Genomic DNA, 12,995 nt, shown 5'->3' on the forward strand with positions numbered 1-12,995 from the left:
AGGAAACTCACTGAGAACGCCTCCTGGAGCCCTCGATCTACGATTTAACCCGTAGATCGACGCTTTGGCGCTGGAGTCATGGCGCATATTCACGGATGATATGGCCTTTCCAGCGCCGGCGTGGCCGAGCGTGTTTAGGTTATTTTTAAGTATTACATTGTGGTTCGCCTTGTGGCAGCCACCTGGATGGGATGATGACTGCTCCACGCCTTCCTTTTATTTTCATGCTCGCTGGCCTTTTGGGGCTGGCGGGTTGCAGCACACATCAGCCGGTGTCGCTGTACCAGCTGGACAGCGGAAGTCCGGCTCAACCAGCACAGACCGCCGGCATGGCCGTCTTGTTGGGCCCGGTGGTCGTCGCAGACTACCTGCAACGCGAAACGCTGCTGCAACGTCAGAACGACGGCAGCCTGCAAGGTTCCACCGATGGTCGCTGGGCGGGCAGCTTGTCCTCTGACATCAACCAGTTGATGTTGCGGCAGGTGGCCGGCCAATTGGACAGCCAGCGCGTGGTGCTTGCGCCCGCACCTACCGGCTTCACACCGGATGTGCAGGTTTTGCTGACCATTACCCGGCTCGACTCCGGGACCTCGCAGCCGGCGATCCTCGATGCGCAATGGCGCTTGATCGACCGTCGTGGCCAGGTTCGCGATAACCGTATCGTGCACCTGCAGGAGCAACACTCCGGCACCACCGCGTCCCAGGTCCAGGCCCAGGGCGTGTTGTTGCAGCATTTGGCGCAACAGTTGTCGGTGGCGCTCAAGCCATTGGCCAACCAGCCGCCGATTGCCGAGGCACCCCGCAAGCAGACCGCTCCGGCACAGGCCAAGCCGGCAGAGCCGCAGAAGCCGAAAATGCCGATGGCCACGCCGATCCGTACGGATATGGAAGTGTTCAGGTTCTAATCTGAATGGCAGACAAAAAAAGGCCCGCTTACTCAGCGGGCCTTTTGTTTGGCCATGCCTTGGGGCCTGGCACCTTCCCACTGTAGGAGGGGGCTTGCCCCCGATAGCGGTGGTTCAGTCAGCGATGTGCTAACTGATACTCCGCTATCGCGGGCGAGCCCGCTCCCAGATGGGTCACGCCGTGTTATTTGGCGCGGGTCTCGTGCATCCGTGCCAACTGCCGTTCCAGCATCGATGGGTACGGTTCCATCAACCGTTCCACGCAACTGGCGCCCTCAGGGCTGGCAATCGGGCGGATCCGTGCGCGTTGGCGAATCAGCGTGTCTTCACTAATCTTGCGCTCGACCAGCAGCAGGTTGCGGCTGTGTTGGGACAAGGCGAGGGCATCCTGGGCGATCTCGGTGAGCAGCAGGTCGATCTGGCTCATGCCGAACAGATCGTCGCCGACCGTCAGGCCAAGCTGCAATTGCAGGGTGATGCCGCTGTCCGCCACTTCGATTTGCAATTCATGGCCCAGGGCGCGCAGCAACTCGCCGCAGCAGATAGCGTTGGTCAGGTAGTCTTCGCCGCTGTCTTCGCTGTGGAACAGCATCAGCGTGCTGCCATCGTTCAGCGTGTGCAGTTCGCTCTGGTACAGCGATGCGGCCTGGTCGAGGCAGTCACGGTAGCGTTCCAGCAACTCGGTCAGGCGCGCGCGCGGCAGGCGACGCAGTTGGTCCTGGGCACCCAGTTGCACCGCCAGTACGGCGCTGTACTGGGGCTCGGCGCTCTTCACCGGGGCCGGTTTGGCGGCAACGGCCGGGGCGCTGGCCGAGGTGTCGCGCAGGTCGGCGAACGGGTCTTCGTCGTCCAGTTCGTCTTCTTCGGCCTTGAACGCCTGGCGGGTGGCCGGCTTCAGGCCCGCCACCGGAGCGTCTCGCACTTCAAACTCGGGCTCGTCGTCGTAGTCGGTGTCGTCGAACTCAGGCTCGGGTTCCACTTCGCGCACGACTGGTTCTGGGGCGAAGCTGGCGTGAAGCTGGCGCGCGAGGTCGCCAATTTCATCCTGGCGGTCCGTCGCCGGGGTGTGCTCGTCGATGTCCCGCAGCCAGATACGCAGTTGCATCAGTGGCGTGGAGATATGTCGGCCCAGGCGCAAGCTCAGGGCTAGGGCCAATGCCAGCAGGATCGCGCTGAGGATGCCCATGCTTTGCAGGCTGATGGTCATCGGCTGCTGGAATTGCTGCATATCGAGGCTGATACGCAGTTGGCCTGCCTTCACATCCTGAAACGTGATATTGCTCTGATAAAGCCCTTCGGCTTCACCCAGCAGGCCGTTTTTCGGGCGCTGCCCGGCCTCGGCCATGATCCGGTTGTCCACGCTGTAGATGGCGGCGTGGGCCACCAGCGGGTTCTTGGTCAGGTTGTTGAGCAGCACGTTGAGGCTGAGGATGTCGTTGGACACCAACAGCTCAGTCGCCGAGGTGGCGGTCTGGGTAGTCAGGCTCTCGCCCAGGGCGTCGGCTTGCTCGTGCATGGCCTGCTTGAACTGCAATCCCATCACGCAGGCGTAGATCACCAGGGCCAGGGCGACCAGGATCACGTTATGGCTGGCGATGCGTAATGCGATCGGTACACGGCGGTGGCGCAGTGCCCGGAAGATCAGCAGGAAGAAATTATCGGTTTTTACTGGCGTGGGCCGGTTCACTTGCGCTCGGCTCTTGGTCCGTGAAGTTGACGCGCAGTATAGCGACAGCCCTAGGACCGGCAAAGCGCTGGCTGTGCCCGATGGTCACTGAAAGTGGGTAGAATGCGGTTTTTTTCCAGCCTGGGGGTGCGCCTTGCGCGAAATTGTCCTGATTAACATCACTGGGGAAGACCGCCCAGGTCTTACCGCTGCCATTACCGGTGTTCTGGCCCAGGGTGGTGTGAACATTCTCGACATCGGCCAGGCGGTGATCCACGACACCCTGTCGTTCGGCATCCTGGTCGAGATCCCGAGCACTGAGCAGGCGTCTTCGGTACTCAAGGACATCCTGTTTACGGCGTACAAGCTGGATCAACAAGTACGCTTCACCCCTGTGTCCGAAGAGGACTACCAGCATTGGGTGTCCGGGCAGGGCAAGAAACGCCACATCGTGACGCTGCTGACCCGCAAGGTCACCGCCGAGCAGCTGCAGCGCGTCAGCTCCATCACCGCTCACTATGGCTTGAATATCGATCACATTGACCGCCTGTCGGGTCGCATGCCGCTGGACACGCCGGCCGATAAAGGCAAGGGCTGCATCGAGTTCTCCGTGCGCGGCGAACCGGCCGACCCGCAAGCCTTGCGTGCCGAGTTCCTCAGCGTGGCCCAGGAGCTGAACGTCGATATCGCCTTCCAGGAAGATTCGCTGTTCCGTCGTAACCGCCGCCTGGCGGTGTTCGACATGGATTCCACGCTGATCGAAGCCGAGGTCATCGATGAGTTGGCCAAGGCGGCGGGTGTCGGCGAGCAGGTTTCCGAAATTACCGAGCGTGCCATGGCCGGTGAGCTCGACTTCCGCGCCAGCTTCAAGGAGCGTCTGGCGTTGCTCAAGGGCCTGGATGTGAGTGTGCTGGACTCCATCGGCGCCTCGCTGCGCCTGACCGAAGGCGCCGAAACCCTGTTCGCCGAACTCAAGCGCCTGGGCTACAAGACGGCGATTCTGTCCGGCGGCTTCACTTACTTCGCCAAGCAATTGCAGGCCAAGCTGGGCATCGACTACGTGTTCGCCAACGAACTGGAAGTGGTAGATGGCAAGGTGACTGGCGTGGCGGTAGAGCCGATTGTCGATGCACAGCGCAAGGCGGATCTGCTGAAGGAGTTGGCGCACAAGGAAGGTTTGCGTCTGGAGCAAACCATCGCGGTCGGCGACGGTGCGAATGACCTGCCGATGCTGGCGATTGCCGGTTTGGGCGTGGCGTTTCGCGCCAAGCCGTTGGTGAAGCAGTCGGCCAAGCAGGCAATTTCGACACTGGGGTTGGACGGCGTGTTGTATCTGCTCGGCTTTCGCGATCGCGATGGGCAGCTGTAACTGACGAAATGCGCTAAAAAATGTGGGAGCGGGCTTGCTCGCGAATGCGGAGGTTCAGTCACTGAGGTGTCGACTGATACTCCGCATTCGCGGGCAAGCCCGCTCCCACATTGGGTTCTGCGTCAGGCTTTTGGCAGTGCGATGCCCTGGCCCATCTGTACCGGCGAACCTGCCACCAGTTCTTCTGCCCACTTCACCTGGTCCGGCCCGAACAGCACGATCGCGGTCGAACCGAGCTTGAAGCGACCCAGCTCGGCACCCTTTTCCAGGTGGATCGGCGCACGTGCGGCTTCGTCGTAGCGGACCGTTTTCAGTTCGCGCTTCGGCGGCGTCACCAGCCCGGCCCACACGGTTTCAATCGAAGCCACGATCATCGCGCCTACCAACACCACGGCCATTGGGCCGCGTTCGGTGTCGAACAGGCAGACAACACGCTCGTTACGCGCGAACAGCTCCGGCACGTTTTCAGCCGTGGTCTGGTTGACCGAGAAAATCCGGCCCGGCACGTACACCATCTCCCGCAGGGTGCCCGCCAGCGGCATGTGCACGCGGTGGTAGTCCTTTGGCGACAGGTAAATGGTGGCGAAATCGCCGCCCATGAACGGCGCGGCTACGGCCGCATCGCCCCCCAGCAGTTCCAGCACGCTGAAGCTGTGCCCCTTGGCCTGGAATACACGGCCGTGCTCGATCGGGCCAAGCTGGCTGACCGCGCCATCGGCTGGGCTCAATACTGCGCCGGGGGTTGGATCCAGCGGGCGAGCACCGTCTTTCAATGCGCGGGTGAAGAAGGCGTTGAAGTGCTCGTAAGCGGTCACGTCTTCAACCAGGGCCTGGGACATGTCCACTTGATAGCGCTTGGCGAACCAGGTGGTGAAGGCATTCTTGAACCAGCGCACGCGGCACTCCGCAATGCAGCCGGCCAGGCGCGACAGCAAGTGGTGGGGCAGCAAGTACTGGCTGAGGATAAACAACTGCTTTTTCATAACTGTCCTTAAACCTTAAATCTCGACGGGGGTGTCGGGGTGGTTGCCCCATTCGCCCCAGGAACCGGCATAACCTTTGACTCGCGGATAACCGAGCGCCTTGGCCACCAGGTAGGTGAAGCCAGAGCGGTGATGAGTCTGGCAGTGAGTGATGATTTCTTTGTCTTTGGTCAGCCCGAGATCTTCGAGGATCTGCGGCATGTCACGACGGATGCGCAGGTGGCGCGCCTTGTCCATGCCGGCCGTCCATTCGAAGTTCACCGCGCCGGGAATGTGTCCGCCTTTGGCCGCGAGCACTTTTTCGCCGGAATACTCCAGCGGCCCGCGTGCGTCCCAGATGCCCAGGTCGGCCGCACCGAGGCGGCTTTGCAGGTATTCGCGGGTAGCGGTGGGGCCGTCGTGCAGGGTGAGGCTGACCGGGCCGCCGACGGGCGCGGGCACGTCGGTGGCGACGGGGTGTTTTTCTCCCAGCCAGGCCAGCAGTCCACCGTCAAGGTAGTGGTATTTCTGGTGGCCGATCACGTCGAGTATCCAGATAAAGCGCCCGGCCCAGCCGCCGCCTTCGTCGTCATAGACCACGTAGGTCGCATCCGGGGTGTGGCCCAGTTCGCCGAACAGTTTTTCCAGGTCGGCCTTGCTGGGCAGCAGGCCGGGAGCCGGTGGCTGGCCCAGTTGGGTGCGCTTGGGGTCAACGAAGTGCGCGCCGGGGATATGCCCTTCGGCGTAGCGGGCGGCACTGGTGAGGTCCACCAAAATCAGGTGGTCGGCATCAAGGCGGCCGACCAGGTCGCTGGATTCGATCACCAGCGGCAAGCCAGAGAAGTCAGGCATGTGAGGTCTCCTGGGCACAAATGTTGGTGATAAAAGAGGGCGATTGTAGCGCAAGCATCAGGCGCTGCGGTTGGTAAAGCTGTGCAGGGCTTTCTCGATGCATTGGGCCGTTTTGCCGAAGGCTTGCACGGTCGTTTCCGAGAACGGCCCGCCGCCCTGGTCCGCCACCATCAGCATCACCACCTTGCCATTGCAACTCAGGGAACGCAGTAGCAAGTGTTCGCCGGTGAACAGGCGGCGCAGGACCGGTGGCAGCAGCGCCGAGAACTGGGCGTGGTTGTCCGGCGTAAGGCGCACCTGGGCCGACTTCTCCAGCAGGCGCTGCAGCAATGTGCTGTTGACCACGTCCAGGCTCAGGTTGGCGGCGTCCTTCGGCAGGCCATCGACCTGGTGCACTCGCAAGGTGCTCAGCGCCCGATCGGCCATCAACAGCATGACCCGCTGCATGCCGCTGGCGACCAAGGCCTCCTTGGCGCAGGTGGTCAGGTGCATGGCGTTGGCAAAGCGGCTCGGCTCCACCAGCAGTTCGGTGCAGCGCTTGCGCCACACGGCCAGGGCCTCGGCGGTAGGCGGCGGCGCTGGCAGCAGGCCGCGATGAATTTTTTGTACGTGCCACGGCCAGATCAGCGACAGCGCCGGGTGCCAGAGGTCCGGCATCAGGGTGGTGCGGGCGCTGGTGACGGCTTGCTGGTGGGCCTGTTGCTGCACCTCGCCCAGAGGCTGTTGCAGGTACAGCGCCGTGAGGCGCTGCCAGCGTTCGGTGTGCGGGCAGGTCCAGGACTCCTGGGCCGACATCGCCAGGCCGTTGGCCAGCAATACGGTATTGGCTGGCTGGTTGAGCCAGCGGCGCAGGTTGGGTTCGGCGTCGAGCAATTGCTGGTGACGCAGTGGGTCGTCTTCGCGGCCGATATGCAGAGCCTTGACCAGCAGGCGCTGCTCGCTCAGCAGCAGCTTGTAGCCCTGGGATACCCAGATCGGCAGGTGCCAGGCCTCGGTCAGGCCAACGCAGAGGTCCAGCAGGCGTATGCCGAACAGTTCCTGTTCGACCTCGCGGGCTGATTGACCTTTGTGGATAACCCGCAGCTCCCATTCTTCCAGGAGCTTGGGGTAGGCAACCGCCATCGGCCACAGCGGCGACAGAAACAGCAGGCTGCCCCAGTGGATGTCCTGCCACAGGCGCGCCAGGCGGCTGCCGAACAAACCGTTGGCTTGCTGCGAAGCGTGCTGGCTGACGAGCAACAGTTGGCGCAACGCCACCGGTATTTCATTGGCCGGCACCGAAGGCAGGCGCGCCAGCAGTTCCTCGGCGCGCTTGAGGCCCAGGCGGTTGAGCGCCACTTCGAGGTTTTCCGCCGGTTCTGCCAGGCTGCCATGGGTGTGGCTGTTGGCCTCACGCATGACACTGAGCACGAGGGCCGGGCTGTTTTGCATCAGCTCGGCAATATCTCGCAACGAACTGCGGTTATCGCGGATGCCTTTGCACACACGGTCGTGGCTGGCCTGGGGGACAGGCAGCAGTACATCGTCCAGGCGCTTGATCCAAGCGGCGAGAGAGTTGGGTTTTGCAGTTGGGACTGTCGTTTCATTAGCCATGATTGGGGCGCGATCATCACTTGCGGTCTACACGCCCGGAGCGGGCCGAACTGGCTTTTCGCCTTAACGGCCTATAGTCTGGCGCAGTTTTGCCGATAAGTAGAACAAGAGTTTTCTGCTACACCCAATATGTCCATGAACCCGACGGCGCAAGTACTCATCTCCTATGGCTAAAATTATCGGCATCATCGTCGTCTTCGCAAGCGTGCTCGGCGGGTACGTCCTGTCCCATGGTAAAATCGCTGCGCTGATCCAGCCTTTCGAGGTGATGATTATCGGCGGTGCGGCACTGGGTGCATTCCTGCAAGCGAACCCCGGCTACATGACCATGCACGTGATCAAGAAGTCGTTGAGCATGTTCGGTTCGCGCTTCACCCACACCTTCTACCTGGAGGTGCTGGGCCTGGTCTACGAGATCCTCAACAAGAGCCGCCGCGAAGGCATGATGGCCATCGAGGCCGACATCGAAGACGCTGCGGCCAGCCCGATTTTCGCCAAGTACCCGGCCGTGCTCAAAGATGAGCGCATGACCGCCTATATCTGTGACTACCTGCGCATCATGTCCTCCGGCAACATGGCCCCCCACGAGCTGGAAGGCCTGTTCGACATGGAGTTGTTCAGCCTCAAAGAAGAGCTGGAGCACCCGTCCCACGCCGTGACCGGCATCGCTGACGGTATGCCGGGTTTCGGTATCGTCGCGGCGGTACTGGGTATCGTGGTGACCATGGCGTCCCTGGGTGAGGGCGACCAGGCCGCGATCGGTATGCACGTTGGCGCGGCACTGGTGGGTACTTTCTTCGGTATTCTCGCGGCCTATGGTTTCTTTGGCCCGCTGGCCACCTCCCTGGCCCATGACGCCAAGGAAGAAATCAACCTGTACGAGTCGATCAAGGCCAGTCTGGTAGCCTCCGCTTCCGGCATGCCGCCGTCGCTGGCGGTGGAATTCGGTCGCAAAGTGCTGTACCCCAAGCACCGCCCTAGCTTCGCCGAGCTGGAACAAGCGGTCCGTGGTCGCTAAGCCATGGAAAACAACCAGCCGATAATCATCAAGCGCGTCAAGCGCTTCGCTGCGGGGCACCATGGTGGCGCCTGGAAAATCGCCTTCGCTGACTTTGCGACGGCGATGATGGCGTTCTTCCTGGTGCTGTGGCTGATGTCCACCGCCACGCCCGAACAGAAGATCGCCATCGCCGGCTACTTCAAAGACCCGATTGGCTTTTCGGAGAGCGGTACGCCTTTTGTGATCGACCTGGGTGGCTCGCCGCAATTGGCGCCTGAGCGCACCATCAACCCGGAAGTCAAAACCGAGGCGCCCCAGGAGAAAATCCCGATCGAGCGCGATACCGTCGAGGCTATGGCCGACCAGGTCGAGCAGGAGCGCCTGGAACTGTTGCTGCAGGAGTTGCAGACCAAGGTCGAGGAAAACCCGCAGCTGTTGAAGTTCAAGGACCAGATTTCGTTCGAGATTACCCCGGACGGCTTGCGCATCCAGATCACTGACGCGGCCAACCGGCCGATGTTCGACTCCGGCAGTGCGCGCCTCAAGCCCTACTTCGAAGACATCCTGCTGGCCATGGCCGACACCATCAAGGCGGTGCCGAACAAGATCAGCATCAGCGGCCACACCGATGCCAAGCCGTATGCGGGGCAGGGCGACTTCGGCAACTGGGAGCTCTCGGCCAACCGTGCCAACGCGGCACGTCGTGCGCTGGTGGCCGGCAGCTACCCGGACCCGCAAGTGGCGCGCGTGGTGGGGTTTGCGTCGTCGCAGCTGTTTGACCACAAGGATCCGTTCAACCCGATCAACCGCCGCATCGATATCGTGGTGCTGACCAAAAAGGCCCAGCGTGCGATCGAAGGTGACCAGCCGCCTGCGCCGCAGCCCACTCCGGGGGCAGGCGCGCCGGGTGAAGTACCGGCCGATCCGAACGCTATCCCGCCAGGACAGGAACCGTTGCCGGCGCATGAACTGCGCCAGAAGCTGAACCTGTTTGATGACGGTGGGGTGAAGGATCCTACGGTGCCTGGTACAGGTTCGTAGGCACCCAGGGACTTCGTGGTGAGTGGGTTTGCCCACTCACCACACTATTGTCTACGCGACTCAATAACTGCTTTCGGGCAAGCTCGCGATAATCGACCGATAGCTGTTCATCCGCTGCTGCTGCACGCGGCCGTCTTCCAGCGCCTTGAGTAATGCACAGCCCGGCTCGCGGTCGTGTTTGCAGTCGCGGAAGCGGCAGGTGCCGATCAGGTCGTTGAATTCGATAAAGCCCGCTTCCACATCGCTGCGGCTGACGTGACCGAGGCCGAATTCGCGAATGCCTGGGGAGTCGATCAACTCACCGCCACCTGGGAAGTGGAACAGTCGCGCGGTGGTGGTGGTGTGGGTACCCTGGCCGGACAGCTCCGACAGCGGGCCCACGCGAGTGTCGACTTCCGGCAACAGGCTGTTGACCAGCGACGATTTACCCACGCCCGACTGGCCGACGAACACACTGATGCGCCCGTCCAACTGCTGTTGCAGCTGTTCCATGCCATTGCCGTGATGTGCCGACACTTCCAGCACCGGGTAACCAAGGGTGCGATACACCGCCAGCAAGGCATTGAGCGCCGGGGCGTTCTGTTCGTCGATCAGGTCGAATTTGTTCAACAGCAGCAACGGACGGATGCCGGCATGCTCGGCCGCCACCAGGTAGCGGTCGATCAGGTTGGCATGTGGCTCAGGCAATGGCGCGAAGACGATGACGATCATGTCGACGTTGGCTGCCACCGGCTTGAGCTGGCCGCGGCTGTCGGGGCGGCGCAGTTCGGTGGTGCGCGGCAGTTGGGCGACGATGACGCCGATGCCCTGGTTGCCGGCACGCCATACCACTTTGTCGCCGGTGACCAGCGCAGGCAGGTTGGCGCGCAAGTGGCAACGGGACACCGAACCTGCGAGGTCGCCTTCCAGTGCCTCGACTTCGACCTGCACGCCAAAGTGCGCGATCACCAGGCCCGTTTGTTCGGGCCCCAGGTCGCCGCCCTCAAGTGCTTCCACTGCGGAGGATTCACGTTTGGCGGCGCGCGCGGCGCGTTCACCTTGAATCTTTTCGATGCGCCAGTTTTGGCGACGGTTGAGCTGGCGTTTGGCCATTGGTGTTCCGTGTCGATAATGCAAAGGTTAGGTAAAACGGTCGCGAGTCTAGCACGGCCCTGCCTGCTAAACTGCGCAGCTAAGCCAAGGTGCCAAGAGAATCAAGCCATGCAAAACCCACAGAACCTGATTTGGATCGATCTGGAAATGACCGGTCTGAACCCCGACACCGACGTCATCATCGAGATGGCGACCATTGTCACCGACAGCAACCTCAACACCTTGGCCGAAGGTCCGGTGATCGCCATCCACCACAGCGACGCCGTGCTCGCCACCATGGACGAGTGGAACACCCGCACCCACGGCAACTCCGGCCTGACCCAGCGTGTACGCGACAGTCGCATCAGCATGGCCGAGGCCGAAGCGCAAACCATCGCCTTCCTGGAAAAATGGGTGCCCAAGGGCAAGTCGCCGATCTGCGGCAACAGCATCTGCCAGGACCGTCGTTTCCTTTATACGCACATGAAGGCGCTGGAGAGCTATTTCCACTACCGCAACCTGGATGTGTCCACGCTCAAGGAGTTGGCCGCACGCTGGGCGCCGGAAGTGAAAGACAGCTTCCACAAAGGCAGCACGCACCTGGCGCTGGATGATATTCGCGAGTCGATCGCCGAGTTGCAGCATTACCGCAAGCATTTCATCAAGGCCTGAAGGTGTAGCGCCTGGTCCGGCGCTTTCGCGAGCAAGCCCGCTCCCACTTGCGTCATGACAGCGCGGTCAAGTGTGGGCGCCGGCGGGCTCGCGAAGGGGGCGACTTGGTCTTTCGCCAAGCGCCCCCTTTTGGTGCCATCAGCAAATGATTAGACTGCCGGCCTCTTTGCAAGGATCGCCATCATGTTGCTGATGCTCTACCTCATCGCCATCACTGCCGAAGCCATGACCGGCGCGCTGTCCGCCGGCCGGCGTGGCATGGATTGGTTTGGCGTAGTGCTGATCGCCTGTGTGACAGCGTTGGGCGGTGGTTCGGTGCGCGACGTCCTGCTGGGGCATTACCCGCTGACTTGGGTCAAGCACCCGGAATACCTGGTGCTGACCTCCGTCGCGGCGCTGGTGACGATCTTCATCGCCCCGTTGATGCGACACCTGCGCTCGCTGTTCCTGGCGCTGGACGCCGTGGGCCTGGTGGCGTTCACCCTGATCGGCTGCATGACCGCCCTTGAGATGGGCCACGGTATGCTGGTGGCCTCGGTCAGTGGCGTGATCACGGGGGTCTTCGGCGGGATCCTGCGAGACATTTTCTGCAACGACATCCCACTGATCTTCCGCCGTGAGCTGTACGCCAGCGTGTCGTTCCTCGCTGCCTGGTTCTACATGCTGTGCCTTTATCTGGAGCTGCCCAGCGAACAGGCGATCCTGCTGACCCTGTTCAGCGGCTTCCTACTGCGCCTGTTGGCGATCCGTTTTCACTGGGAAATGCCCAAGTTCGTCTACAACGACGACGTGCACTAGCGTGTAGCGTGCTGGTTGAGTGCCCATTCCACATGCTCGCGCACCAGCTCGGACGGGTAATCCCGGCGTGCCTTCAAGGCTTCCAGCACGGGAATGCTTGACGGCGCGTTGCCCAGGCCTACCGCGAGGTTGCGCAGCCAGCGCTCATAGCCGGCGCGGCGCAGGGGCGAGCCTTCGGTGCTGCTGAGGAATGTCTCCTCGTCCCACATAAACAGCTCGGCGAGTTCGGCGTTATCCAGGTTGTGGCGTGGCTTGAAATCACTTTCGGCGGTGGCGCGCGCGAAACGATTCCACGGGCAAACGATCTGACAGTCATCGCAGCCGAACACGCGGTTGCCGATCAATGGGCGCAGGTCTTCGGGGATGGCGGTCTTGAGCTCGATGGTCAGGTAGGAAATGCAGCGCCGGGCGTCCAGTACGTAAGGGCCGACGAAGGCATTGGTGGGGCAGATGTCCAGGCACGCAGTGCAGCGTCCGCAATGTTCGGTGCTGTGCGGCGCGTCGATCGGCAGCGGTAAGTCGACAAACAGTTCGCTCAGGAAGAAGTAACTGCCGGCCTTGCGATTGAGTACCAAGGTGTTTTTACCGATCCAGCCCAGCCCGGCTTTTTCGGCGATGGCTTTTTCCAGCACTGGCGCGCTGTCGACGAAGGCACGGAAACCGAATGGGCCGATCTGCGCTTGAATGCGGTCAGCCAATTGCTGCACGCGCTTGCGGATCAGCTTGTGGTAGTCGCGGCCCAAGGCGTAGCGCGAGATATAGGCTTTTTCCGGCTTGGCCAGCAGTTGCGCCATTTGCGTGTCGCCGGGCAGGTAATCCATGCGCAGCGAGACCACGCGCAATGTGCCTGGCACCAGCTCATCGGGATGGGAGCGTTTGCTGCCATGGGCGCCCATGTATTCCATCTCGCCGTGGTAGCCCGCGTCGAGCCAGCGTTGCAGGTGCTGTTCATGCTCGGCCAGGTCCAGGCCGCTGATGCCGACTTGTTGAAAGCCCAGTTCGCGGCCCCAGTCTTTGATCGATTGGGCGAGGGCTGGCAGATCGGTGGTGATGGCAGGCATGAGAC

General features: G+C 62.0%; 12 protein-coding genes. 6 read left to right on the forward strand and 6 right to left on the reverse strand.

What is annotated here, in order from left to right:
* The first annotated feature begins 194 nt into the window (after positions 1-194).
* Positions 195-905 (forward strand): PqiC family protein, encoded by a 711-nt coding sequence (locus tag ATH90_RS02625; protein ID WP_034105740.1) that lies wholly within the window; start codon positions 195-197, stop codon positions 903-905.
* Positions 906-1,089: 184 nt separating this feature from the next.
* Here the strand turns inward: ATH90_RS02625 and ATH90_RS02630 are convergent, their stop codons facing one another.
* Complete coding sequence (locus tag ATH90_RS02630; RefSeq protein ID WP_034105738.1) at positions 1,090-2,592, reverse strand: AhpA/YtjB family protein; 1,503 nt, start codon at positions 2,590-2,592, stop codon at positions 1,090-1,092.
* A 133-nt stretch (positions 2,593-2,725) separates the two neighbouring features.
* Between ATH90_RS02630 and serB the strand changes: the two genes are divergently transcribed.
* A complete protein-coding gene (serB, locus tag ATH90_RS02635; RefSeq protein WP_034105736.1) occupies positions 2,726-3,940 on the forward strand; it encodes a phosphoserine phosphatase SerB in 1,215 nt (404 codons plus the stop codon).
* A 122-nt stretch (positions 3,941-4,062) separates the two neighbouring features.
* On the opposite strand, the gene asd is transcribed toward serB, so the two are convergent.
* Genes asd through ATH90_RS02650 form a run of 3 tightly spaced genes read right to left on the reverse strand, consistent with a single transcriptional unit; the run spans position 4,063 to position 7,347 of the window.
* Complete coding sequence (gene asd / locus ATH90_RS02640) at positions 4,063-4,923, reverse strand: archaetidylserine decarboxylase (protein WP_034105734.1); 861 nt, start codon at positions 4,921-4,923, stop codon at positions 4,063-4,065.
* A 15-nt stretch (positions 4,924-4,938) separates the two neighbouring features.
* A complete protein-coding gene (locus ATH90_RS02645) occupies positions 4,939-5,754 on the reverse strand; it encodes a rhodanese-like domain-containing protein (protein ID WP_098465656.1) in 816 nt (271 codons plus the stop codon).
* A 57-nt stretch (positions 5,755-5,811) separates the two neighbouring features.
* Positions 5,812-7,347 carry an HDOD domain-containing protein gene (locus tag ATH90_RS02650; protein WP_034105730.1) on the reverse strand — a complete coding sequence of 512 codons (1,536 nt, stop codon included), beginning with the start codon at positions 7,345-7,347 and terminating at the stop codon, positions 5,812-5,814.
* A gap of 166 nt (positions 7,348-7,513) precedes the next feature.
* On the opposite strand from ATH90_RS02650, the gene motA reads away from it, so the two are divergent.
* Entirely contained in the window at positions 7,514-8,365 is an 852-nt protein-coding gene (gene motA / locus ATH90_RS02655) for a flagellar motor stator protein MotA (RefSeq protein WP_034105728.1), read from the forward strand.
* Positions 8,366-8,368: 3 nt separating this feature from the next.
* Positions 8,369-9,388, forward strand: coding sequence for a flagellar motor protein MotB (motB, locus tag ATH90_RS02660; RefSeq protein WP_034105726.1), 1,020 nt, complete (start codon positions 8,369-8,371; stop codon positions 9,386-9,388).
* Positions 9,389-9,448: 60 nt separating this feature from the next.
* Here motB and rsgA read toward each other — a convergent pair whose 3' ends face one another.
* The gene (gene rsgA, locus ATH90_RS02665; protein ID WP_098465657.1) at positions 9,449-10,480 is read right to left on the reverse strand and encodes a small ribosomal subunit biogenesis GTPase RsgA; all 1,032 of its coding nucleotides are present in this window, start codon (positions 10,478-10,480) and stop codon (positions 9,449-9,451) included.
* Positions 10,481-10,588: 108 nt separating this feature from the next.
* Between rsgA and orn the strand changes: the two genes are divergently transcribed.
* Both orn and ATH90_RS02675 read left to right on the forward strand, forming a co-directional pair.
* Positions 10,589-11,131: an oligoribonuclease gene (gene orn / locus ATH90_RS02670; RefSeq protein ID WP_034105723.1), complete on the forward strand. Its 543-nt coding sequence runs from the start codon at positions 10,589-10,591 to the stop codon at positions 11,129-11,131.
* Between the two features lie 180 nt (positions 11,132-11,311).
* Complete coding sequence (locus tag ATH90_RS02675; protein WP_174555870.1) at positions 11,312-11,929, forward strand: trimeric intracellular cation channel family protein; 618 nt, start codon at positions 11,312-11,314, stop codon at positions 11,927-11,929.
* On the opposite strand, the gene queG is transcribed toward ATH90_RS02675, so the two are convergent.
* The gene (gene queG, locus ATH90_RS02680; RefSeq protein ID WP_098465658.1) at positions 11,926-12,990 is read right to left on the reverse strand and encodes a tRNA epoxyqueuosine(34) reductase QueG; all 1,065 of its coding nucleotides are present in this window, start codon (positions 12,988-12,990) and stop codon (positions 11,926-11,928) included. The two genes, ATH90_RS02675 and queG, sit on opposite strands and share 4 nt — an antisense overlap.
* Positions 12,991-12,995: the final 5 nt, after the last annotated feature.

This window comes from Pseudomonas lurida, from assembly GCF_002563895.1.
Lineage (GTDB): Bacteria > Pseudomonadota > Gammaproteobacteria > Pseudomonadales > Pseudomonadaceae > Aquipseudomonas > Aquipseudomonas lurida.